The sequence below is a fragment of the Mycobacterium decipiens genome, from assembly GCF_963853665.1.
Classification (GTDB): Bacteria; Actinomycetota; Actinomycetes; order Mycobacteriales; family Mycobacteriaceae; genus Mycobacterium; species Mycobacterium decipiens.
Genome location: NZ_OY970459.1, coordinates 3920144 through 3942416, shown reverse-complemented (window position 1 = coordinate 3942416; position 22273 = coordinate 3920144). Strand labels below are relative to the sequence as shown.

Genomic DNA, 22273 nt, shown 5'->3' with positions numbered 1-22273 from the left:
ATCGACCACGTGGCGTTGGTATTGCTGTACCTGGTGGTGCTGGTCCTGGTGGCGATTGTGTTGTTTGGCGCGGCGAGCCTGCTGTTCGGCCGTGGCGAGCAGCTACCGCCCCTGCCGCGGGCGACGACGGCGACGGTGCTGCCCGCGTCCGGGGTCACCGGCGCCGACGTCGACGCGGTCAAGTTCACGCAGGTGCTGCGCGGGTACAAGACCAGCGAGGTGGATTGGGTGCTGGACCGGCTCGGCCGCGAGCTCGAGGCGTTGCGCAGTCAGCTCGCGGCGATCCACGCCTCGCCGGCCGCTGAGGCCGAGTCCGATGCGTCAAGCCCTCCGGACGGCCAGAGCGACGCGCACCAGCGTTGGGACCCCGCGTGAGCGGCGACGAGCTGGTTCGTTGCTCGTGGGCGGAAGTTCGCCCCGGGCCCGATGCCGAGCTGTACCGCAACTATCACGACAACGAGTGGGGACGACCGCTGCATGGACGGCAGGCTCTGTTCGAGCGGCTGAGCCTGGAGACCTTCCAGAGCGGCCTGTCCTGGTTGATCATCCTGCGCAAGCGAGAGAATTTCCGACGGGCGTTCTGCGGGTTCGACATCGACAAGGTCGCGCGCTTCACCGATGCCGATGTGCAACGGCTGCTCGCCGATGACGGAATCGTCCGAAACCGGGCCAAGATTGAGGCGACGATCGCCAATGCGCGGGCGGCTGAAGACCTGGGATCGCATGAAGACCTGTCCGAGCTGCTGTGGTCGTTCGCTCCACCGCCCCGGCCCCGGCCCATCGACGGATCCGAAATCCCTTCAGCCAGTGCGGAATCGAAGTCTATGGCGGGTGAATTGAAGCGGCGCGGGTTCCGCTTCGTCGGGCCAACCACTGCCTACGCGTTGATGCAGGCGACCGGCATGGTCGACGACCACATCCAAGCCTGCTGGGTGCCTGCAGAGCGGCCCATTGCGAAGCCGGGCGGTGAAACAGCGGGCCGGTGAGGCCTCAGAGCCGGGTCTTGTGCACCCAGTTGGCCCGAATAGGGAACAATAGGGGGGTGATTTGGCAGTTCAATGTCGGGTATGGCTGGAATTCCATTGGCGGGGCGTGCTCGGCGCCGACCAGGCTCGCGGAAGCGAGCCAGCCCGAATCTGGAGGGAGCACTTAATGGCGGCGATGAAGCCCCGGACCGGTGACGGTCCTCTGGAAGCGACTAAGGAGGGGCGCGGCATCGTGATGCGGGTACCACTTGAGGGTGGCGGTCGCCTCGTCGTCGAGCTGACGCCCGACGAAGCCGCCGCACTGGGTGACGAACTCAAAGGTGTTACTAGCTAAGACCAGCCGAACGGCCAATGGTCGGCGTTATGCGCACACCTTCCGGTAGATGTCCAGGATCTGCTCGGCGATGTAGGCCCACGAGAATTCCTGGATACATCGCTGGCGTCCTGCCTGACCGTAACGCTGGGCTGTGGCGGGGTCGGCGACCAGGACATTGACCGCCTCGGCCAACTCGGCCTGATAACTGGCTGCGTCGTCGGCGTCGTAATGCACCAGCGACCCGGTGATCCCGTCGGCGACCACTTCGGGAATCCCGCCGACGTCGGAGGCTACCACGGCGGTTGCGCAGGCCATCGCTTCCAGATTTACGATCCCCAACGGCTCGTACACCGACGGGCAAACGAAAACTGTTGCTGCCGAAAGTATTTCTCGTAGCTTTCCGATGGGAAGCTGGTCTCGGATCCAAAACACGCCGGTGCGATCGTGGGCCAGTTCGGCTACCGCGGCCCGCATTTCGTCGGCTATCTCCGGAGTATCGGGAGCGCCGGCGCAGAGCACCAGCTGCACGTCCGGGCTGAACTGGTGCGCGGCTGCCACCAGGTGGACGACTCCTTTTTGCCGGGTGATCCGCCCCACGAACGCCACCATGGGCCGGTTCGGATCGACCCCGAGCTCGCCGAGCACCGACCCGCTATGGACGGGCGCCTCCGGATACCACAGCTCGGTGTCGATCCCGCTCCGGATGACATGCACCAGGCTCGGATCCAGGGCGGGGTAGACCCGCAACATGTCGTCGCGCATCCCAGAGCTGACCGCGATGACAGCGTTGGCGGCCAACACTGCCGTCCGCTCCACCCAGGTCGACACCTGGTAGCCGCCGCCGAGTTGCTCCTTCTTCCACGGCCGCAGCGGCTCAAGCGAATGCGCGGTAAGAACGTGCGGGATGTCGTAGAGCATCGCGGCCAGATGCCCGGCCAGGCCGGTGTACCAGGTGTGTGAATGTACGACGGTGGCCGTGTTGACGGCGTGGGCCATCACCAGGTCTGCGGACAAGGTGGACAGCGCTGCGTTGGCGTTGTGCAGCCGCGGGTCGGGCAGATGGGCGAGCGCGCCCGGGCGGGGTGCGCCCATGCAGTGCACGTCGACCGCGCACCGTCGGCGTAGGTGGGAAACCAGCTCGGTGACATGTACTCCGGCCCCGCCATAGACCTCCGGTGGGTATTCCCGAGTCAACATCGCCACCCGCATACCCCGCACCGTAGTTCGGCGACGATGCGGCCCGTCTGTCGGGCCGGGAGGAGCCGGCGGGAAGCGGCGCAAGGTCCCTGTCCAACGGGTCAAATACCTTGACGGACAGCCCGTCAGCACAGTGGCCAGTGGGGATTCCCCCTAGCAGCGGTTTGCGGCTGCCGATAGGTTTGAGCCATGAGGGAAGCGCCGCACGTGCTGGGCATAGTCTTGGCCGGCGGTGAGGGTAAGCGGCTATATCCGCTGACCGCGGACCGGGCCAAACCGGCGGTTCCTTTCGGCGGCGCCTATCGGTTGATCGATTTCGTACTTTCCAATCTCGTCAATGCCCGGTACCTGAGGATCTGTGTCCTCACCCAATACAAGTCGCATTCACTGGACCGCCATATTTCGCAGAACTGGCGGTTGTCCGGCCTGGCCGGCGAGTACATCACCCCGGTGCCGGCGCAGCAGCGTCTCGGCCCGCGCTGGTACACCGGCTCCGCCGATGCGATCTATCAGTCGCTGAACTTGATTTACGACGAAGATCCTGACTACATAGTCGTTTTCGGTGCCGATCACGTGTACCGCATGGATCCCGAACAGATGGTCCGGTTCCACATCGACACCGGCGCCGGCGCGACGGTAGCCGGCATCCGGGTGCCACGTGCCGATGCGACCGCGTTCGGTTGCATCGACGCCGACGAGTCCGGCCGGATCCGAGGCTTCCTGGAGAAGCCGCTGGAGCCGCCCGGAACCCCCGACGACCCCGACACCACGTTCGTCTCCATGGGCAATTACATCTTCACCACGAAGGTGCTTATCGACGCGATTCGCGCCGACGCCGACGATGACCACTCCGACCACGACATGGGCGGTGACATCATTCCGCGGCTGGTGGACGACGGAATGGCCGCGGTCTACGACTTCAGCGACAACGAGGTGCCCGGCGCTACCGAGCGCGACCGCGGCTACTGGCGTGATGTGGGGACGTTGGATGCGTTCTACGACGCGCACATGGACCTGGTATCGGTGCATCCGGTGTTCAACTTGTACAACAAGCGCTGGCCGATCCGCGGCGAGTCGGAGAACCTGGCGCCGGCCAAGTTCGTCAACGGCGGCTCCGCACAGGAGTCGGTGGTCGGTGCCGGCAGCATCATCTCGGCGGCCTCCGTGCGCAACTCGGTGCTCTCGTCGAACGTGGTCGTCGACGACGGCGCGATCGTGGAGGGCAGCGTCATCATGCCGGGCGCTCGGGTCGGTCGCGGTGCGGTGGTACGCCACGCGATCCTGGACAAGAACGTCGTCGTTGGGCCCGGCGAAATGGTCGGGGTGGATCTAGAGAAGGACCGGGAACGCTTCGCGCTGAGCGCCGGCGGGGTGGTTGCGGTGGGCAAGGGCGTCTGGATCTAGGTCCGGCTAGTGGCGCGAGCAGACACAGAATCGCCCAACTTCGTGCCGAAATGGGCGATTCTGTGTCTGCTCGGCGCGGTGGGGCCCGCCGGCTAGGGCTCTGGCGTCCCGGGTTGGCCGAACAGCTGCCCGCCAGCGCCGCCGTGGCCGGCGGTGCCGCCGGTGCCGCCGTCGCCGTCGCCGCCGCCGACCAGGCCGGCCGTTCCCGCTGCGCCGTTGCCGCCGAGCCCGCCGGCGCCACCGGCCCCCCACAGCCCGGCGTCCCCGCCGGCCCCGCCGGCACCGCCATCGCCAAACAGCCACCCGCCCGCGCCGCCGCGACCGCCGGCCGCGCCGGCCCCGCCCCCACCGCCGGCCCCGCCGTTGCCGATCAGCCCAGCATCGCCACCGTTGCCGCCGGCCACCCCGGCGGTCGTGCTGGCCCCGCCGTTACCGCCGCCGCCGAATAACAATCCGCCTGCCGCACCGCTTTGTCCGGGGCCGCCGTCGGCTCCGTTGCCGATCAATGGGCGGCCCAACAGCGCCTGGGTAGGCGCATTGATCGCAGCCAGCACGCCTTACTGCACGCTCTGCGCCGCCGAGGCGTTGGCCGCCTCGGCGGCCGCATAGACCCCGCCAGCACTGGTCAGGGCGTACACGAACTGCTGACGAAACGCCGTCGCCTGGGCACCGAGCGCCTGATAGGCCTGGGCGTGCCCGGAAAACAGCGACGCCACCGCCGCCGACACTTCATCGGCACCGGCCGCCAGCACCGCGGTGGTCGGGGCCGCCGCGGCCGACGTGGCAGTGCACAGTGTCGAGCCGATGTTCGCCAGATCCACCTGTTTCGGAGGGACCGCTGACGGGTCGCTATTCACCCGGTGGCGTCTGTGTGGCACCTGATCAGCCGGGGATCTCCGGGATCAGCAGATGCGCGTCGCAATGCGGGCCCCAACGCAGGGTGACGCGACCGCGCGGCGGGCGTGGGTAGGCTGCCGGGAACTGGCCGGTAAGCGGGTTGCGTGGGCATAGCCAGCGCCCGCCGATCACCAGCCGCAGCTGCTCGCGGGCGCGGAACAGGGTCGCCGAGGGGCCCAGCGCAACATCTACCGCGACCGCCTCGCCGACGGGCACCGGCTGCGGCTGGATGGCTGCCGGGACCGGCTCCCACGGCTGGGAGAGCTCGGGGTCAAGTTCGCGTAGCGACACCCGCTGCCACCCGGTACTCACTCGGTCGCGGCCGTAGCCGTAGGAGCCTTCGAATCCGACGTACCGTCCATCGCGCCACTTCTCCACGCCGACAAACAAGTTGGCGTCGTCGCACCCGTCCAGTTGCACCCAAAGCCGGGCGACCATCGGGCCGGTCAGCTCGATGTTGTCCGGTATGTTCCAAGTGAATGCCGCTGCACGAGAATGAGTTTCGAACGTCGTGCTGCCCGCGGTGGCTGGCTGCTGAGTGGCCAGCGTTCCGGGCCCGGCGAGATACAGTGGCCGCCAACGCGTGCCGGTGAGGGGCCATTGGCCTTCTTCGCGTACCGCGGTGATGGTTTCGCGATCCTCGCGCACCTCAAGGCGAACGCTGCGGGAACCGGGATCGCCGTCCAGGACACCGCGGAAGAACGTGAGCTGTTCGGCCAGCGCGGCTTCGGAGTAGAAGGTGTCCCACTTGCCGCCGCGATGGGTGTAGAGGCGGGCGTGGGTGGAGCCGGCACGTGTGAAAGCCCGAAACGACCCGCGGCTGTGCAGGTTGTTGTCCGAGAAGCTGCCGCAGACCAGCATCGGCACCTTGATTGCCGACAGGTCGGGTGTCAGCGAGCGCCAGAAGTCGTCTCGTAGCGGGTGTTCCTCTTGCATCGGCCCGAGGGCGTAGGTCTGCCGCGATCGGCGATTCACAATCAGTGACCAGAGCCGGGTGAAGCCGGACTCCCGAATTCCACCCGGAAACGTCAGGTCGCGATACGCATCGGTGAAGCCCTCCCACGGGCAGATCGCCCGCAGCGCCGGCGGTTGCAGGGCGGCGACGGCGTACTGGCTGATAGCCAGGTATGACACTCCCAGCATGACGACCCGGCCGTCGCTGAACGGCTGGCCGGCCAACCACTGCACCAGGTCGTAAGTATCTTCGGCCTCCTGGTGCGACAACAGCTTGCCGGTGCCCTCGGAACGGCCGCAGCCGCGCGAGTCGGCGTTGACCACTGCAAAGCCCTGTGCCGTCCACCAGGCCGGGTCGGGTGCCTCCCAGCCGGTCAGTGCCGAGAAGGTCAGCGGGTTGGGCTGGCGCATGACCCGGTACTGCGGTGAGAACGTCCACCGCCCGCCCCGCCGACGCGGCAGAGCGTCCTTGCCGTAGGGGTGGATGCACACGATAACGGGCCGGGACTCATCATCAGCCCTACGAAAAATGTTGACCCGCAACACCGTTCCGTCGCGCGTTGGCACCTCGACGTCACGCTGCACGACGATGTCGGACGGTGGGTCGGTGACCGTTATCGGCGGCTTGGCGACGGCGCGAACCCGCTCCAGTGCGTATCGGAGGGCGCCGGGACGCCGCCACGGCCGGTCCAGGGCGGGTGTCGGGTTTCGAGCCACGCCGATACCCTAGAACGCGCCTATCGGGGCTTACCACACATGCGGAACCAACCGATAGCGAACCCGCTGCATGTATTGAGGATATCCGTCCAGCTCCTGGCTGAGCAGCTGTTCCTCGTCGAGGATACGGAAGACAAGCACGAGCAAAGCCGCGGGAACGAGCAGAAGCCCCCAGTAGGAGCCGAGCGCCAACGGTATGCCCAACATCATGATCACGTTTGCGGCGTACATCGGGTGCCGCACCCAGCTGTAGAGGCCGGTGGTGGCCACTTTCTGGCCCGTCTCAACCGTGACCGTGGCGGCCGCATAGCTGTTCTGGACGACCACGAGCATGGCCATACCGATTCCCGCCGCTATCAGGACATCGCCGAGCAGCGACACCCCGGCCGGCACCGATGACCAACCAAGACGATGGTCGAGTGCGCTCAGTACCAGCATCGCGAACAGCCCGAGAAAGGCTCCGACGATGATGAACTTTTGAACCGTTCTGGCCTCCGCCCGTGGGCCGCCACGCATGCGTCGCCGCAGGGCCGCCGGGTCCGTCCGTGCCAAGTAGATACTCGGGATGATCGTCGCGAGGGTGGCAACGGTGATGAAAACCCATGCCTGCCAATAGTTCAGTGTGCCGGCCGGCACGAAAAGGATCAAGCCGAGCACGACAAGTCCGGCTACGGTCGACACCGTTGCTCGCGAACCAGTTCTCATCGCCCCTCCTTACGTTCGCCAGCGGCTGAGTCAGCACCGCACATCGCGTCGTCGGAAAGCCATGGCGCCCAGGATGATCAACACAGCATCGATGGCAAGCAGCCACAGCAACGGCACGACGCTGAAGTCGTCGATGTGTGGGATGTGTGAAAACGGCTCCAGATTGAGCAACCATTGCGGGAATCCCGCCAACGAACCAAGCAGGTACAAGGCGACGAATGCGACCAGCACGCCCCACGCCACCGGGGTGAATCGCGGTACCAGGCCGAACAATGCGACGGTCACCGCGGCGGGCAGCCAGATGGCGGGTAGTTGCACCGCCGCGGTGCCGACAACGGTCGGCAGCTTGCCGCCAACGTCGCCGACGGCCATGCCGTAGGCGAGTCCGGCCACCACCCCGGAGATCAGGTTGGCCAGCGCCGATCCGGCCAGGGCGATCACCAGATGGCTTGACAGCCAACGTGTCCGTGAAACCGCCCCGGCGAGCAGGGTTTCGGCTCGGTGCCCCGTCTCTTCCTGGTGTGGTCGTAGGGACAGCGAGATGGCGAATGCGGCGGCAACCATTCCAATCATGGTGAAGGCCAAGACAATGAAGGCGTGTTCCAGTGCACCGGCGCCTCCCATCCGCGCGACGATGTCACGTACCGCGGGGCTGTCGCCCACCTGGTCGTCGATGCCGTGCACCACGCTGCCCATTACCAAGGCGTAGAGACACAGGCCTATGGTCCACAGCAGCAGCGCGCCGCGGTCAAGCCGCCATGCCAGCCCGAATACGTTGCCCAGCGAAGGCGCGGCGGTGCCGCGGCCGGCGCGTTCGGCGATGAGTCCGGCGCCGATATCGCGGCCGGCACGCAGTCGATAGGCCAGCAGGCTGACTACGGCCGCCGTCGCCAGATGCAACAGCAGCACCCACCAGCGCTCGCCAGCATACGGCCTGACCTGCAGCGACCACCCCAGCGGCGAGAGCCAGGACAATGCGCCGGAGCCGGCATCACCGATGGCGCGCAAGGTGAACGCGGTGGCCAGGACGGCGAACGCGACGCCGCGGGCGAACCGAGCGCTCGGCGACAGCTGCGCGGCTACGGCGGCCACGGCGGTGAAGACCAGACCGGAGGCGGTCAGCGCCGCGCCGAACGCGACCGATCCGGGCGGGGCCACATCGGTGGTGAGTAGTCCCGCCGCGCCGATTGCGCCGGTGGCGACCGACGCACCGAAGGACAACAGCAGCGCAGCGGTGAGGTTTGCGTACCGGCCGACCACGGTGGAGTCGATCAGTTCAGCACGTCCGGTCTCCTCGTCTCCGCGGGTGTGGCGGATCACCGTGAGGATGACCGCCACCGCGATGAGTGCATGGAATATCCCGGCCTTCCAGATTCCGATCGCGCCGAGGCTGTCGTTGTAGATCTGCCCGAACAGCGCACGCTGGGCTGGGCTGGCCATGATGGAGGCCGCCAACCCGGCGCGATCGGCGTCGGTGGGGTAGACCGATTCGACACTGCCGACGTACACGGTGGCTAACGGCACCGATAGCAGCAACACCCACAGCGGCAACACCACGCGGTCGCGGCGCAGGTACAGCCGCAACAACCCGAACGTGCCGGCGAAATTCGAACCGCGTTGCGGCCCGTGGTGAGGTGTGGGACTAGGGCGATCCAGGACTGTGGTGCTCATCTCGCCGCTACACCCGTCTGGCTGCGGTCGCCGGTCCCGGCGTCGCTGCTAATGCGGTAGTGGCGAAGGAACAGCTCCTCGAGCGAGGGCGGTTGGCTGACCAGGCTGCGGACGCCTGCGTGGCCGAGCACCCGGATGAGCTCGCCAAGGCTTTCGCTGTCGACCTGGGCGCGCAGGGTGGTGCCCTCGATACTGACGTCCTCTACTCCCTTGATCCGGGTGAGATCCCCTGGGTCACCGATCATCTCGGCCTTGATCGAGGTGCGGCTGAGGTGACGCATGGAGTCCAGCGAGCCGCTTTCGACGGTTTTGCCGGCCCGGATGATGGTCACCCGTTCGCACAGCGCTTCGGTTTCGGCCAGAATGTGGCTAGACAACAGCACCGTCACGCCCCGGTCTCGTGCTTCGCCGATGCATTGCCGAAACACGTTCTCCATCAGCGGGTCCAGGCCGCTGCTCGGCTCGTCCAAGAGCAGAAGTCCGGCGTGCGACGAGAAGGCCGAAATCAGGGAGACCTTCTGCCGGTTTCCCTTCGAGCAAGTGCGCGACTTCTTGTGCGGGTCCAGGTCGAAGCGCTCGACCAGCTCCGCCCGACGTTTCTGGTCGATACTGCCGCGCATGCGGGCCAGCAGGTCGATGGTCTCGCCGCCGGTCAGTGATGGCCAAAGTGTGACATCGCCTGGCACATAGGCGATCTGGCGGTGCAGGTCGACCGCGTCGGTCCACGGGTCGCCACCCAGCAACCGCACGCTTCCACTATCGGCCTTCACCAGTCCCAACAGGATGCGGATGGTCGTCGACTTTCCGGCTCCGTTCGGTCCCAAAAAGCCGTGCACCTCTCCTTCGTGCACCGTCAGCTCGAGACCATCGAGCGCACGCACTGCACCGAAGTTCTTGGTCAGACCGCGAATTTCGATGGGCGCCTGGTGGTTGTCAGCTGGCATGGAATTCTCCTTGGTTATCTTCGGCCAGGAAGGCCTCGTACATGGTGCGGTCCGCCAGCAGGCCTTCGGTGTAGACCTCGAGGGAAGGCAGCATCATTTCGCGCGAATAGTCGCGTAGTACGGCACGCAGATCGGTTGGGGTTTCATGCATTTGCAGGTAGAGCAGAAAGCCCCCGCCCCCGGTGATTGCCAGATACCGGGCCCTGGCGTGCGGATCGCGGCTGGGTTTAATGGTGCCGGCTCTTACCCCCTCCTCGAGGTACTCATCGGCGTTGTCGATCATCTTCTGCCACAACATCTTCGCTAGTTCGCCGCCGGATTGCATACTGCGCACCAGATAGGCCATCAGTGGTGCGTAGGACTCGATTTCAGCCATTTGTGCGAACCAGGTGGCCGGATCGTTGGATTTGAGTGCTTCGGACTTGCTGCTGCGGATTTCCTCGGCGAGGTAGTCGTCGCAGGCTCGGCGCAGACCGTGTTTGGAGCCGAAGTGGTGGATCACCAGGGCGGCGCTCACCCCCGCGGCCTCGGCGATGGTACGCAGCCCAACATTGAAGCCGTGCTGACCGAACTGCTCGATGGCCGCGTCTCTGATTCGGGCGGCTGCGGTCAGGTCAACTGAACGCATGTTCAGGATGCTAAACGTACGTTCAGTCGGGGTCAAGAGACGCCCGGCGCAACGCGGGAGCTGAACTTGGCCGCAACTAGTCCCGGACGGCTGCCAGCACGCCGTCACCCAGCGGCACCAGCGCCGGAGTGAGCCGTTCGTCCTCGGCGATGAGCCGGGCCGCCTCGCGGACCGCAGTCACCTCGGCGTCCCGCGCCGCGGGATCGCCGGCCCGTCCCCCCAGGGCCGCCCGGTGCACGACGATGACTCCGCCGGATCGCAGCAACCGCACCCCCTCGACGACGTAATCCGGCTGGTCGATCGGGTCGGCGTCGATGAACACCAAGTCATACGAATCGTCGGCGAGCCGGGTTAGCACCTCTTGGGCGCGGCCGCTGATCAACCTGGTGCGCGACGGCCCGATGCCCGCCTCGGCGAAGGCCTGCTTGGCCAGCCGTAGATGTTCGGGCTCGATATCGATGGTGGTCAAGACGCCGTCGTCGCTCATGCCCGACAACAGCCACAGTCCGCTGACGCCGGCCCCGGTACCCACCTCAGCGACCGCCTTGCCTCCGCTGAGCTTGGCCAGCAGGCTCAGCAGCGCCCCCACCGCGGGAGTTACCGCCCCAGCCCCGATGTCCGTTGCGCGTTCGCGGGCGCTCGCCAGGATCGCGTCTTCGGATATCGACGTCTCGGCGTGTGCCCAGAGTGATTCGGCTCGACTGGGGGCCTGCTGGCCAGGGGTGGCCTCGTGATCAGGGGTGCCGCTCATGCCCGCAGCGTATGTCCAATTTGCGACGTCGTTGGGCAGGCGCGCCTGGTTCGAACTACCAAGCCCAAGCGCAGCGACGGCGCAACGCGGTCGGAAGCGACACGCCCGGCGCGCGGGACGCGACGAAGTTCACCCCAAATAGATATTCCCTGGACAACGCCGGTAACGGTATTGTTTCTCAGCCAAAGCTCAGATTGCTCATATATGCCCCATACGCCGGTACGCGACGGTTATCCCCATGGAACTCCTCGGAGGACGCCGCACCGGGAACACAGGGAATACCGAATCGCAACTTCGCGTTGCCGCCTGTGACGACAAGCCCACCCTTGATAGCAGTGCAAATCCGAAGGATCTCGCCATCACGACCATCACGACCTTGTGTCCGACCAGCATGTCGCATCCCCAACAGGTCCCCGACGACCAGTGGGTGGAACCGTCTGACAAATTGCAGGGCACGGCCATATTCGACGCCACCGGCGACAAGGCCACCATGCCGTCGTGGGATGAGTTGGTCCGTCAGCACGCCGATCGCGTGTACCGGCTGGCCTATCGGCTCTCCGGCAACCAGCATGACGCCGAAGACCTGACCCAGGAAACCTTCATCAGGGTGTTCCGGTCGGTGCAGAATTACCAGCCGGGAACCTTCGAGGGTTGGTTGCACCGCATCACCACCAACTTGTTCCTCGACATGGTCCGCCGCCGGGCCCGGATCCGGATGGAAGCGTTGCCAGAGGACTATGACCGGGTGCCCGCCGACGAGCCCAACCCCGAGCAGATCTACCACGACTCCCGGTTGGGGCCTGATCTGCAGGCTGCGCTGGATTCGCTGCCGCCGGAGTTTCGTGCCGCGGTTGTGCTGTGTGACATCGAGGGTCTGTCGTACGAGGAGATCGGTGCCACCCTGGGCGTGAAGCTTGGGACCGTTCGCAGCCGGATACACCGCGGACGCCAGGCACTGCGGGACTATCTGGCCGCGCACCCCGAACATGGTGAGCGCGCATTGCACGTCAGCTCCGCCAGCTGAGCTTGCCGGGGCCGAACCAGTCGGTTCGGCTACCGGATGGTTGCCAATCGGTCCCAAATCCTGGGGCTTTACCGGCTAGCGATGGTTATCAGGCACCGCGCCGCGCTACATTCGAGTTACCGGGTGGCTTAAAAGACCCTCGACAAGACGCTCGAAAGATCTTGGAAGGCGCGAGAGGAGCTGGTGATGGCCGACCGAGGACATGTGTTCCGGCGCGCGTTCTCGTGGCTCCCCGCACAATTTGCCTCTCAGAATGACGCGCCGGTCGGTGCGCCGCGGCAGTTCCGTTCCACCGAGCATCTGTCCATCGAGGCCATCGCGGCCTTCGTCGATGGTGAGCTGCGGATGAACGCACACCTGCGGGCCGCGCATCACCTTTCGCTGTGCCCCCAATGCGCGGCCGAAGTGGACGACCAGAGCCGGGCGCGCTCCGCGCTCCGCGACTCCCACCCGATCCGCATCCCCAGCTCACTGCTCGGATTGCTATCCGAAATCCCACGGTGTCCTGTTGAAGGCCCACCGGAGGGCCGGCCCGACGACGCGGCGGCGGCCCTCTCCGACCGGTTCGCCGACGGCGACGCTGGTAACCCGGGGAAGCGTCGCTAGCTTGCCACCTGCCTGCTGGAGCGCATGGCGGGTCGGTTGCTGTGTGAGAGTTCATGCCGACCGATCGGGATCCGTGGATACTAGGGTGGACACAGACAATCCGATGCCCGCATGTCGGCCTGCACAAGGCCGTGTCTCTAGCGCTCAGAACAGGATTCAGAAGAGGATGACGTGACCTCCGACCAAGGCAACAACGGCGGCCCTAACGGCGGAGACCGGCTGGCGCCGCGCCCAGTTTCTCGGCCACCGGTCGACCCCGCATCGCGTCAAGCGTTCGGACGTCCGTCCGGGGTCCAAGGGTCCTTTGTGGCGGAGCGCGTCCGCCCGCAGAAGTATCAGGACCAGGCTGACTTCAGACACGCCGATCAGCCTGCCGATCCGGTGTTGGAGGAGGCGTTCGGCCGTCCCTTCGCCGGTGCCGAATCGCTGCAGCGCCACCCCATCGATGCCGGAGCGTTGGCAGCCGAGAAAGATGGTGCCGACCGGGACGAACCCGACGATCCGTGGCGCGACCCCGCGGCCGCGGCCGGGCTGGGGAACCCGGCGCTGGCCCCGCCGGTTCCGCGCAGCGGGCTGGCCGGCAGCGGCAAACTCGGTGTGCGCGACGTGCTGTTCGGCGGCAAGGTGTCCTACTTGGCGCTGGGCATCCTGGTCCTGATCGCACTGGTGATCGGCGGTATCGGCGGTGTGATCGGCCGCAAGACTGCCGAAGTCGTCGATGCGTTCACCACGTCGAAGGTGACCCTGTCGACCAGTGGTAATGCCCAGGAGCCGGCCGGCAGGTTCACCAAGGTGGCGGCCGCGGTAGCCGATTCCGTGGTGACCATCGAGTCGGTCAGTGACCAGGAGGGCATGCAGGGTTCCGGCGTCATCGTCGACGGCCGCGGCTACATCGTCACCAACAATCACGTGATTTCCGAGGCGGCCAACAATCCCAGCCAGTTCAAGACGACCGTGGTGTTCAACGACGGCAAGGAGGTGCCCGCCAACCTGGTGGGCCGTGACCCCAAGACCGATCTGGCCGTGCTCAAGGTCGACAACGTGGACAATCTGACCGTGGCCCGACTCGGTGATTCCGCCAAGGTACGGGTCGGTGACGAGGTCCTCGCGGTAGGTGCCCCGCTGGGGCTGCGCAGCACGGTGACCCAGGGCATCGTCAGCGCGCTGCACCGCCCGGTCCCGTTGTCGGGGGAGGGCTCGGACACCGACACCGTCATCGACGCGATCCAGACCGACGCCTCGATCAACCACGGCAACTCCGGTGGTCCGCTCATCGACATGGATTCCCAGGTGATCGGCATCAATACCGCCGGCAAGTCACTGTCCGACAGCGCGAGCGGGCTGGGCTTTGCGATCCCGGTCAACGAGATGAAAGTGGTCGCAAACTCCCTGATCAAAGACGGAAAGATTGTGCACCCGACGTTGGGCATCAGTACCCGGTCGGTAAGCAATGCGATCGCGTCGGGCGCGCAGGTGGCCAATGTGAAGGCGGGAAGTCCCGCGCAGAAGGGTGGAATCCTGGAAAACGATGTGATCGTCAAGGTCGGTAACCGCACGGTCGCCGACTCCGACGAGTTCGTCGTCGCCGTGCGCCAACTGACCATCGGCCAGGACGCCCCGATCGAGGTGGTCCGCGAGGGCCGCCACGTCACGTTGACCGTGAAACCCGACCCCGATACCAGCTAGGTGTTCGCCAACATCGGTTGGGGGGAAATGCTCGTCCTCGTGATGGTCGGGCTGGTAGTGCTTGGCCCGGAGCGGCTCCCGGGTGCCATCCGCTGGACGGCGGGCGCCCTGCGGCAGGCACGCGACTACCTCAGTGGGGTGACTGGCCAGCTGCGCGAGGACATCGGACCCGAGTTCGACGATCTGCGTGGACAGCTGAGCGAGCTGCACAAGCTGCGGGGGATGACTCCGCGTGCGGCTCTGACCAAGCACCTACTCGACGGCGATGACTCCCTGTTCACCGGAAACTTCGACAAGCCGGCCGCCGGCAATCCCGCAACCCCTACCAAACCGGTGGAGCCGGCCGGTGGACAGTTCCCCGACGGTCCGACCCCTTTTGACAGCGACGCGACCTAGCGACGTGCGAGTGCCGGTAGCCCGTCGTCGCGACAGCTAGAGCCCGAGCAGCTGGGGCAGTTCGGCCACCGTGTCGATCACGTGATCGGGCCGCGTCGCGTCGGCGCCGGTCAGCCAGTGGTCCAGCGTGTCCTGACGGAACTTGCCCGTGCGCACCAGCACCCCGGTCATGCCCACCGCCTGGGCGGCCAGCACATCGTTGTGCAAGTCGTCGCCGATCATGACCATCCGCTGCGGGTCGACCCCGATGCTGCCCGCGGCCGCCAGGAACCCAGCGGCCGACGGCTTGCCGACGGCGATGGCCGTGCGCCCGGACGCGTCCTCCAGCCCGATCAGATACATACCGGTGTCGATGCGGATGCCGTTGTCGGTGGCCCACGTCGTGCTGCGGTGCATCGCGACCACGGGCACACCGTCGACCATCCACTCGTAGACCCGGCTCAGCGTGCGGTGGTCGAACTCCGGGCCGGCGCCGCCGAGGACCACGACGTCGGGTGTATCGGGGCGGTCGTCCGGTCCGAAGTCGGTCGATAGGGCGAGGTCGATGCCGGGCATGTCCTCGCTGATGTCGCCGCTGTTGACCAGGAAGCACCGCCCGCCGGGATAGCTGCCCCGCAGGTACTCGGCCGTCAGCGCCCCCGCCGTGATCACGTCGTCGGCGGCGACGGTGATCCCCGCGGCGCCCAGCGCATCGGCGATCTGCCGGCGGGTGCGGGTGGTGGTGTTGGTCAGATACGCGCAGGCGATGCGCCGATCGGCCAGTTGTTGCACGGTCTCGGCCGCGCCGGGAATGGCCCGCCACGACAGCACCAGGACACCATCGATGTCGAACAGCACGCCCGACGGCGTCATGGCGCCACCGCGCGGCGCGCCCAGATGCTGTCGGTCACCCAGGGCGACGCGGCACCAGCCAGCGACCACGCCAGCTCCGCGGGCACATCGATCAGCCGGTAACCCTTGCGGCCCGCGGCCGTGGCCGCAACGAGGGTCGCCACGCCTGCCCGGCGCTGGAAGAGCGTCTGGCGTACCGTCCAGCCGATCACCCCGACGCACGCGACGCAATCACGGCGACGTTGAAGGCTGCCGGCGCGGGCAACCAGCCAGCCGTCGGCGACGCGGTGGCCAAGCGATCGGGCGCGATCGACGGCCAGGCCGGTACAGCACGCGGTCAGTGCCGCCCACACTGGCCACACCCAACTCGGCGTGCCGACCGTCGACGCCGCTGCAACCAACCCAAATCCGGCCACCGCTGGCAGCAGAAGCGCTCGGGTCCACCGGCGGCGGGTGGCGGCCGGGCCATGCCGCCTTAGCGGGCCCGTCGCGGCGGCACGGTTGCCGATCAGGTCCGCCAACACGGCCACCGCGGTCCCCGACGGGCATGGCGGCAGCAGGACTGCCGACTCACCCTCGCCGTGTATCCCGGTCATCACCGCATCGAGGCGGGCGCCGCGCAGTGCCCGCACTAGCAGTGGTTCCCGCAACGTGCCGCCGCGCAGCCGGCGCATGTCGAAGGTGTGCTCGCGGATCCGTAGCAACCCGTGCCGCAAGTGCAGCACCCCTCCTTGTGGGCCGGTGTCGTGGCGCAAGAGAAAATTGCCATAGGTTAGCCAGGAGAACAGCACCGCCAACAGCGCCGCCGCTGCGACCACCAACCCCACCACAATCATCGCTGTCAGCACCACCCCGGTGCGTTGCGCAGCGTCCACCGCGGACCTGGTGAAGCCGGAATTCGGCAGTCCGACGGCCAGCCCTGTTTGATAGCCCAGTGCGATCACCGTTCCCATCATCACCAGGCCCGAAAAGCTCAGCGGCGCGTACCGCAACCAGGACGGCTGCCAGCGGGCCAGCACCCGGCCGCCGGGCGCCGTGTCTCCAGCGTCCGCGTCCGCCGGGGTTGGCGACCCGGCCAGCAGCGACGCACGCAGCTGCGGTACCAGTGCCGATTCGACCGCGTCCAGAACGAAGGCAGCTTCACCCCGCGCCTCCTGACCGGTACCCACCCGCAGCACCGTCAGCCCAAGCAGCCGATGCAGTGGCCGCGCCTCGGTCTGCACCGAGCGAATCCGGTTGCGCGGTACCGCAATCTGACGGCGCTGCACCACACCGGTGTGCAGCGACACGTTCTGGTCGTCAATGCGGTAGGTGGTGAAAAACCAACGCAGCACGCCGAACACGACCGTCACCCCGAGCGCCGCCAACGGCCAGGCCGCGTTGCCGGTTGCCGAGCCCAGTACGACGGAGCCGACGAGCACCGGCAGCTGGCGCAGCATCTCGTGAACCGGATGCACGAGCAACATGCGGGGGCTAAGACGGTGCCATTCTTCCGGCCGCTCGATCATGTCGCGTCCTCGCCACGCAGCGCGGCGATGTCGGTCAGCTGGGCCACCACTCGATCGGCGACGTCGCTGTCGAGGGCCTCGATGTGCACGGCCCCCGCCGACGAGGCCGTCGTGACTGTGACGTTGGCCAGCCCGAACAGCCGGTCCAACGGGCCGCGGAAGGTGTCGACGGTCTGCACGCGGGAGATCGGCGCGATGCGGCGCTCCTGTACGAACCACCCGGTGCGGGTGAAAACGGCCTGCGGGCTGATCTCCCAGCGGTGTACCCGATAGCGCCACAGTGGGACCACCGCGATGTGCAATACCATCAGCGCCGCGGTGGCAGCGGCCACCACGAGGTGTGGCCACAGCGGCCGGGCATACACCGCCCACCACACCACTTGTGCGATCACCGGGATGACCCAACTCAGCAACGCGGACAGCGCCCACATCAGTGGCGCCTGGCTGCTGGGTGGGTGCGCCGGTTCGGCGAGTGCGAGCTGGCTTTCCGTCGGGCCGGTTGCACGTCCCATCATCTGAGCATGGCCCAACGGAAACCGAACACGCGGTCGGGGTCGAGGTGCGCGAGCCTAGTGCCGCGTGGTGTCGAGACCCAGAGACATGCCGGCCAGCCCGCGCCGTTTTGCGGACAAGCTGTCGGCGATGCTGAGCAGTTCTTTACCCACCTCCGAGTCGGGCGCGCTCAACACGATGGGGTGGCCCGAATCCCCGGCGGCGACCAGCGCGGGGTCCAGCGGAATCTGACCCAGCAGCGGCACGTCGGCGCCGACGGCGCGGGACAGCCGTTCGGCGACCTGCGGGCCGCCGCCCTCGCCGAATACCTGCAGCGTTGTCCCGTCCGGCAGGATCAGACCCGACATGTTTTCCACCACGCCGACGATGCGCTGGCGGGTCTGCAGCGCGATGCTGCCGGCGCGTTCGGCCACTTCGGCGGCGGCCAGCTGCGGCGTGGTCACCACGAGGATTTCCGCATTGGGAATCAGCTGAGCCACCGAGATGGCGATGTCGCCCGTGCCGGGCGGCAGGTCGAGCAGGAGCACGTCCAGATCGCCCCAGTACACGTCGGCCAGGAACTGCTGCAATGCCCGGTGCAGCATCGGGCCGCGCCACACCACCGGGGTGTTGCCCTGGGTGAACTGGGCGATCGAGATGACCTTCACCTCGTGGGCGATGGGCGGCAGGATCATCGACTCGACCTGGGTCGGCCGGTCGGTGGTGCCCATCATCCGCGGGATGGAGTGGCCGTGGATATCCGCGTCCAGCACCCCGACCGACAGGCCGCGGGCGGCCATCGCCGCGGCCAGGTTGACCGTGACGGTGGACTTTCCGACCCCGCCCTTGCCGGAGGCGACCGCGTACACCCGGGTCAGTGAGTTGGGTTGGGCGAACGGGATGACGGGTTCACGGGCGTCACCGCGCAACTGCTTGCGCAGTTCGGTGCGTTGCTCGTCGTTCATCACGTCCAGACTGACCTGCACCGCTCCGGTACCGGGCACGTCGGCTACCGCCTGGGTGACCCGCTCGCTGATTTCGGACTTCTTCGGACAGCTGGCGATGGTCAGGTAGATCTCGACGTGCACGCTCCCGTCGGAGCCGACCTCGATGCTTTTGACCATGCCCAGTTCGGTGATGGGGCGTCGCAGTTCGGGGTCGATAACCTTCGCCAGCGCGGTGCGAATCGCCGCGGTCAGGTCGCCATCACGAGTTGCGGACATCACCGCCGAGTGTAGGCGGCTCGGCTCTCGGCCGGGCGGGCCGCCCGCGTGGTCAGCCAGCCGGAGCGGGCGCCGGGCCGTTGGTCACCGGTGCGTTGGTTGCCGACGGGCCGGCCAGTGGATCGGGCGGCGGGGGAGCGGCCGGCGGGAACGGCGGCGGGGGAGCGGCCGGCGGGAACGGCGGCGGGGGAGCGGCCGGCGGGAACGGCGCCGGGGGAGCGGCCGGCGCGAAGGGCAGCCCGCCCACCGGCGGGGTCGGTGAACCAACGCAGATCAGCGTGCAGCCGGGCATCGGCGCCGATGGAGGGGGTGCCATCCACGGGAACATCGGCGGTGGATTGAGGACGGCCGGGGGTGGGCTCAAGTCGATCAGCGGCATGTGTGCCATGGGGCCATCGACGGTCAGGCCGTTGATGTTCATCGGCAAACCTGGGCCGAGTCCCTCCGGATTCTCGAGGTGCGCGTCGCCGAGGGGCGGTGGCGGCCCGGTGATCGGGGGCAGGTCGACCGGGAACACCCCGGTGGCATAGCCGGCAGCCCAGCCCAGCACGTTCTGGGCATAGGGCATCGAGTTGTTGTAGCGCAGGAGCGCGGCCATGACCTGGGCCGGGTCGCGCAGGTTAAGTCCACCGCTGCACAAGTAGCGGGCTGCGGCCAGCGTGGAGTCGAACAGGTTCTGCGGGTCGGCTATGCCGTCACCGTCGCCGTCGACGGCGTACCGAGCCCAAGTGCCGGGCAAGAACTGCATTGGTCCCATCGCGCGGGCGTAGGTGACGCGATTGCCGACGCTGCTTTGGATGATGATCTCGTTGCCCGGCAGGGTGCCGTCCAGCGCTGGGCCGTAGATCGGCTGTATCGCGGTGCCACGCGCGTCGGTGGCACCGCCGTTCGCATGCATCGACTCGATGCGCCCGATCCCGGCCAGCAAGTTCCAACTGACGCCACAGCCGGGGGCAGCAACGGCCATCTTCAGTTCGGCGTTGCGGTAGGCGGACAGTGCCATGGCCGGAATCCCCAGCGCACCAGGTGAATTCACGATCATCGGTGGTGGCGGCGCCGATAGGGTTGCCACCGCGACCCGGAAGCTGGTCGGCGGGCGCTTCATGGCGATAACGGTCGGACCGGACAGATCAGTATCCGACGGGGCGACCGCGGCCACCGGGGTGATGGCAGCGTGCACCGGCGGAGTTCGTCGGGGGAACGAGGGAGCCGCGCCGCCGACAGCACTGGCGAATACCAATGGAGCGATCGCAGCCACGCCGAATGCCGGCGTCCGCGTTACGCGACGTGCTCCCTGCCGCACCGCTGCGACGGCCGGGCGTGCACCCCAGCGTCCCCCTATGCGCACTCGACCGTCCTCAGTGTGTGAGCTGTCGGGAACTTACGTCTACCTAGCTTCTTTCTTAGCTTCGTGAACTAGATCACCATACATAACTCTTGTCACGGGAGTAGCGCAATGGGCGGAGTCGGTAATCAGCCCGATTTCTTTGGGCGCCGCTCCGCCTCGTCAGCCGCCCGCGGCTGCCCCGCACCCAGATCTATCGGCTGTAGATCAGCCAACAAGGTGCGCAGGCTGTCCAGTTCGTGACGCAGGTAGTCGCGTGTCGGGACCTCGCCGATGGACAGCCGCAGCGCGGCCAACTCGCGGGCTAGGTACTCGGTGTCGGCCTTGGTCTGTGCGGCCCGCCGGCGATCCTCTTCGAACACCGTGCGGTCACGGTTTTCCTGGCGGTTCTGGGCGAGCAGAATCAGCGGGGCGGCGTAGGAGGCTTGAGTGGAGAAAGCCAAGTTGAGCAGGATGAAGGGGTACGGGTCCCAGCGCAGGCTGACCGCGAACAGGTTCAGCATGATCCACGTCAACACGAAAAGCGTCTGCACCAGCAGGTAACGACCGGTTCCGAAGAACCGTGCGATGGATTCGGTCGTCCGCCCGACGGCCTCGGGGTCCAGCCGCGGGCCGAGCGCGCGCGATGTTCGTGGGGTGTACAGACGGCGCGGCGCGAAGGTTTTGCTCACAGTGATCCTCCGGGTCTGTCCTGTCTGCCGACGGGGTCGAGCTCCTGCATATCCACGCGCCAGTCATGCGGCAGCAGGTGGTCGAGTAGGTCGTCGACGGTCACCGCTCCCAACAGGTGGTTCTCATCGTCGACCACCGGACCGCAGACCAGGTTGTAGGCGGCAAAATAGCGAGTCACCGCGGCCAGCGGGGTCTCCGGAGTCAGGGTGAGCAGGTCGGTGTCCACGATTCCGCCGACCAGCTCGGCCGGCGGGTCGCGAAGCAGCCGCTGCAATTGCACACAGCCGAGGTAGCGCCCGGTGGGCGTGGCCGTCGGCGGGCGCGCGACGAACACCATCGACGCCAGCGCTGGGGTGAGATCGGGATCGCGTACCCGGGCCAGCGCCTCGGCAATCGAGGTGTCCGGGGTCAGGACCACCGGATCGGAAGTCATCAAACCGCCCGCTGTGTCGGGAGAGTGCGTCAGCAGCCGTCGTACCCGCCCGGAGTCACCGGGGTCCATCCGGGTCAACAACAGCTCGGCATCGGTCGGGTTCAAGACCCCCAGCAGGTCGGCGGCGTCGTCCGGATCCATCTCCTCCAGCACGTCGGCCGCGCGTTCGGTGCCCAGTTGCGACAACACCTCGGCCTGATCCTGCTCGGGCAGCTCCTGCAGGACGTCGGCCAGGCGCTCGTCGCCGAGCGCTTTGAACACCTCGTGGCGGCGCTTCGGCGGTAGCCCGCGGATGGCGTCGGCTACGTCCACCGCCTTCCACCCCTCGAACTGGTCCAGCAGCTGTGCCACATCTTGACCCGGCATCGCCAAGGCCGAGGGCGTCAATCCTTGCACGTCGTGCCAGTCCACGACGCGCACCGGACCGCGCCGTCCCAGCCGACGCTGCGTACGGACGGCGACCCTGGTCACCATCCAGTCGCGAGTTCGGGTTTGCTCGATACCGAGGTCGGTGATCACGACCTCGACGCCGGCCAGCTCCGGCAGTTCGGGATCGTTGATTTTCACCGGAGTGTCGAGCACTTGGCCCAGAGCCAGCGCTTCGCCCGGCCGCTGCTCGAAATGCCGCAGTGACACGTTACCGGTGCGCAGCGTCACCGCATCGGGCTCGATCGCGGCGACCCGCAGGATCGGTACGAAAATCTTGCGGCGGGTCGCCAAATCGACCACCAGCCCGAGCACTCGCGGTTGCTGGCGGACGATGCTGATGCTGATCACGATGTCGCGAACGCGTCCGAACGATTCGCCGAGCGGTCCCAACACCACCATCCGCGAGAGCCGCGCCAGGTACACCCTGTTGACCGATCCCATGGTTGAGAGCCTAGGCA

General features: G+C 67.0%; 22 protein-coding genes and 1 pseudogene. 8 read left to right on the top strand and 15 right to left on the bottom strand.

Features of this window, described 5'->3' with window-relative positions:
- Nucleotides 1–9: 9 nt before the first annotated feature.
- The 3 genes from AADZ55_RS17380 (at nt 10) to AADZ55_RS17370 (ending at nt 1320) form a co-directional block, all read left to right on the top strand.
- Nucleotides 10–375, top strand: coding sequence for a DivIVA domain-containing protein (locus AADZ55_RS17380; RefSeq protein WP_085327533.1), 366 nt, complete (start codon nt 10–12; stop codon nt 373–375).
- Nucleotides 372–986 carry a DNA-3-methyladenine glycosylase I gene (locus AADZ55_RS17375; protein WP_085327532.1) on the top strand — a complete coding sequence of 205 codons (615 nt, stop codon included), beginning with the start codon at nt 372–374 and terminating at the stop codon, nt 984–986. The genes AADZ55_RS17380 and AADZ55_RS17375 overlap by 4 nt, the downstream gene beginning before the upstream one ends.
- A 166-nt stretch (nt 987–1152) precedes the next feature.
- On the top strand, nt 1153–1320 hold the full coding sequence (locus AADZ55_RS17370; RefSeq protein ID WP_003406247.1) for a DUF3117 domain-containing protein: 168 nt from the start codon (nt 1153–1155) through the stop codon (nt 1318–1320).
- A 27-nt stretch (nt 1321–1347) separates the two neighbouring features.
- Here AADZ55_RS17370 and glgA read toward each other — a convergent pair whose 3' ends face one another.
- Nucleotides 1348–2511 (bottom strand): glycogen synthase, encoded by a 1164-nt coding sequence (glgA, locus tag AADZ55_RS17365; protein WP_085327531.1) that lies wholly within the window; start codon nt 2509–2511, stop codon nt 1348–1350.
- A 177-nt stretch (nt 2512–2688) separates the two neighbouring features.
- Here glgA and glgC point away from each other — a divergent pair, with 177 nt between their 5' ends.
- On the top strand, nt 2689–3903 hold the full coding sequence (glgC, locus tag AADZ55_RS17360) for a glucose-1-phosphate adenylyltransferase (protein ID WP_085327530.1): 1215 nt from the start codon (nt 2689–2691) through the stop codon (nt 3901–3903).
- 119 nt (nt 3904–4022) lie between these two features.
- Here the strand turns inward: glgC and AADZ55_RS17355 are convergent.
- The 7 genes and pseudogenes from AADZ55_RS17355 to AADZ55_RS17325 form a co-directional block, all read right to left on the bottom strand.
- Nucleotides 4023–4760: pseudogene (locus tag AADZ55_RS17355) on the bottom strand (PE family protein); the annotation flags it as partial.
- A gap of 25 nt (nt 4761–4785) precedes the next feature.
- Complete coding sequence (locus AADZ55_RS17350) at nt 4786–6471, bottom strand: CocE/NonD family hydrolase (RefSeq protein WP_085327555.1); 1686 nt, start codon at nt 6469–6471, stop codon at nt 4786–4788.
- 30 nt (nt 6472–6501) lie between these two features.
- Nucleotides 6502–7176 carry a methyltransferase family protein gene (locus AADZ55_RS17345; RefSeq protein ID WP_085327554.1) on the bottom strand — a complete coding sequence of 225 codons (675 nt, stop codon included), beginning with the start codon at nt 7174–7176 and terminating at the stop codon, nt 6502–6504.
- 30 nt (nt 7177–7206) lie between these two features.
- The gene (locus AADZ55_RS17340) at nt 7207–8847 is read right to left on the bottom strand and encodes an ABC transporter permease (protein ID WP_085327553.1); all 1641 of its coding nucleotides are present in this window, start codon (nt 8845–8847) and stop codon (nt 7207–7209) included.
- On the bottom strand, nt 8844–9791 hold the full coding sequence (locus tag AADZ55_RS17335; protein WP_085327552.1) for an ABC transporter ATP-binding protein: 948 nt from the start codon (nt 9789–9791) through the stop codon (nt 8844–8846). Before AADZ55_RS17335 ends, AADZ55_RS17340 begins: the two co-directional genes overlap by 4 nt.
- Nucleotides 9781–10419 carry a TetR/AcrR family transcriptional regulator gene (locus tag AADZ55_RS17330; RefSeq protein WP_085327551.1) on the bottom strand — a complete coding sequence of 213 codons (639 nt, stop codon included), beginning with the start codon at nt 10417–10419 and terminating at the stop codon, nt 9781–9783. The genes AADZ55_RS17335 and AADZ55_RS17330 overlap by 11 nt, the downstream gene beginning before the upstream one ends.
- Nucleotides 10420–10495: 76 nt before the next feature.
- Nucleotides 10496–11170: an SAM-dependent O-methyltransferase gene (locus tag AADZ55_RS17325; RefSeq protein ID WP_085327550.1), complete on the bottom strand. Its 675-nt coding sequence runs from the start codon at nt 11168–11170 to the stop codon at nt 10496–10498.
- A gap of 238 nt (nt 11171–11408) precedes the next feature.
- Here AADZ55_RS17325 and sigE point away from each other — a divergent pair, with 238 nt between their 5' ends.
- The 4 genes from sigE (at nt 11409) to tatB (ending at nt 14882) form a co-directional block, all read left to right on the top strand.
- Nucleotides 11409–12194: an RNA polymerase sigma factor SigE gene (sigE, locus tag AADZ55_RS17320; RefSeq protein WP_085327549.1), complete on the top strand. Its 786-nt coding sequence runs from the start codon at nt 11409–11411 to the stop codon at nt 12192–12194.
- Between the two features lie 186 nt (nt 12195–12380).
- On the top strand, nt 12381–12800 hold the full coding sequence (rseA, locus tag AADZ55_RS17315) for an anti-sigma E factor RseA (protein WP_085327548.1): 420 nt from the start codon (nt 12381–12383) through the stop codon (nt 12798–12800).
- Between the two features lie 171 nt (nt 12801–12971).
- Nucleotides 12972–14486 carry a serine protease HtrA gene (htrA, locus tag AADZ55_RS17310; protein WP_085327547.1) on the top strand — a complete coding sequence of 505 codons (1515 nt, stop codon included), beginning with the start codon at nt 12972–12974 and terminating at the stop codon, nt 14484–14486.
- Complete coding sequence (tatB, locus tag AADZ55_RS17305) at nt 14487–14882, top strand: Sec-independent protein translocase protein TatB (RefSeq protein WP_085327546.1); 396 nt, start codon at nt 14487–14489, stop codon at nt 14880–14882.
- A 36-nt stretch (nt 14883–14918) separates the two neighbouring features.
- Here tatB and AADZ55_RS17300 read toward each other — a convergent pair whose 3' ends face one another.
- From AADZ55_RS17300 to AADZ55_RS17270, 7 genes are all read right to left on the bottom strand, one after another.
- Nucleotides 14919–15734: an HAD-IIA family hydrolase gene (locus tag AADZ55_RS17300; protein WP_085327557.1), complete on the bottom strand. Its 816-nt coding sequence runs from the start codon at nt 15732–15734 to the stop codon at nt 14919–14921.
- A complete protein-coding gene (locus tag AADZ55_RS17295; protein ID WP_085327545.1) occupies nt 15731–17221 on the bottom strand; it encodes a PH domain-containing protein in 1491 nt (496 codons plus the stop codon). Before AADZ55_RS17295 ends, AADZ55_RS17300 begins: the two co-directional genes overlap by 4 nt.
- Nucleotides 17218–17733 carry a PH domain-containing protein gene (locus tag AADZ55_RS17290; RefSeq protein ID WP_423202324.1) on the bottom strand — a complete coding sequence of 172 codons (516 nt, stop codon included), beginning with the start codon at nt 17731–17733 and terminating at the stop codon, nt 17218–17220. The genes AADZ55_RS17295 and AADZ55_RS17290 overlap by 4 nt, the downstream gene beginning before the upstream one ends.
- A gap of 57 nt (nt 17734–17790) precedes the next feature.
- A complete protein-coding gene (locus AADZ55_RS17285; protein WP_085327543.1) occupies nt 17791–18936 on the bottom strand; it encodes an Mrp/NBP35 family ATP-binding protein in 1146 nt (381 codons plus the stop codon).
- A 52-nt stretch (nt 18937–18988) separates the two neighbouring features.
- Entirely contained in the window at nt 18989–20284 is a 1296-nt protein-coding gene (locus AADZ55_RS17280) for a lytic transglycosylase domain-containing protein (protein WP_341286216.1), read from the bottom strand.
- A 125-nt stretch (nt 20285–20409) separates the two neighbouring features.
- A complete protein-coding gene (locus AADZ55_RS17275) occupies nt 20410–20952 on the bottom strand; it encodes a DUF1003 domain-containing protein (protein WP_085326930.1) in 543 nt (180 codons plus the stop codon).
- Nucleotides 20949–22256 carry a magnesium transporter MgtE N-terminal domain-containing protein gene (locus tag AADZ55_RS17270; RefSeq protein WP_085326929.1) on the bottom strand — a complete coding sequence of 436 codons (1308 nt, stop codon included), beginning with the start codon at nt 22254–22256 and terminating at the stop codon, nt 20949–20951. Before AADZ55_RS17270 ends, AADZ55_RS17275 begins: the two co-directional genes overlap by 4 nt.
- Nucleotides 22257–22273: the final 17 nt, after the last annotated feature.

Bases quoted from the DNA above. Each gene is read 5' to 3' on its own strand.
- AADZ55_RS17345 (WP_085327554.1), bottom strand. From the start codon at position 7,176: ATGAGAACTGGTTCGCGAGCAACGGTGTCGACCGTAGCCGGACTTGTC.
- AADZ55_RS17270 (WP_085326929.1), bottom strand. From the start codon at position 22,256: ATGGGATCGGTCAACAGGGTGTACCTGGCGCGGCTCTCGCGGATGGTG.
- AADZ55_RS17285 (WP_085327543.1), bottom strand. From the start codon at position 18,936: ATGTCCGCAACTCGTGATGGCGACCTGACCGCGGCGATTCGCACCGCG.
- rseA (WP_085327548.1), top strand. From the start codon at position 12,381: ATGGCCGACCGAGGACATGTGTTCCGGCGCGCGTTCTCGTGGCTCCCC.
- AADZ55_RS17290 (WP_423202324.1), bottom strand. From the start codon at position 17,733: ATGGGACGTGCAACCGGCCCGACGGAAAGCCAGCTCGCACTCGCCGAA.
- AADZ55_RS17330 (WP_085327551.1), bottom strand. From the start codon at position 10,419: ATGCGTTCAGTTGACCTGACCGCAGCCGCCCGAATCAGAGACGCGGCC.
- AADZ55_RS17300 (WP_085327557.1), bottom strand. From the start codon at position 15,734: ATGACGCCGTCGGGCGTGCTGTTCGACATCGATGGTGTCCTGGTGCTG.
- glgA (WP_085327531.1), bottom strand. From the start codon at position 2,511: ATGCGGGTGGCGATGTTGACTCGGGAATACCCACCGGAGGTCTATGGC.
- AADZ55_RS17370 (WP_003406247.1), top strand. From the start codon at position 1,153: ATGGCGGCGATGAAGCCCCGGACCGGTGACGGTCCTCTGGAAGCGACT.
- AADZ55_RS17340 (WP_085327553.1), bottom strand. From the start codon at position 8,847: ATGAGCACCACAGTCCTGGATCGCCCTAGTCCCACACCTCACCACGGG.
- AADZ55_RS17325 (WP_085327550.1), bottom strand. From the start codon at position 11,170: ATGAGCGGCACCCCTGATCACGAGGCCACCCCTGGCCAGCAGGCCCCC.
- sigE (WP_085327549.1), top strand. From the start codon at position 11,409: ATGGAACTCCTCGGAGGACGCCGCACCGGGAACACAGGGAATACCGAA.
- glgC (WP_085327530.1), top strand. From the start codon at position 2,689: ATGAGGGAAGCGCCGCACGTGCTGGGCATAGTCTTGGCCGGCGGTGAG.
- AADZ55_RS17295 (WP_085327545.1), bottom strand. From the start codon at position 17,221: ATGATCGAGCGGCCGGAAGAATGGCACCGTCTTAGCCCCCGCATGTTG.
- AADZ55_RS17335 (WP_085327552.1), bottom strand. From the start codon at position 9,791: ATGCCAGCTGACAACCACCAGGCGCCCATCGAAATTCGCGGTCTGACC.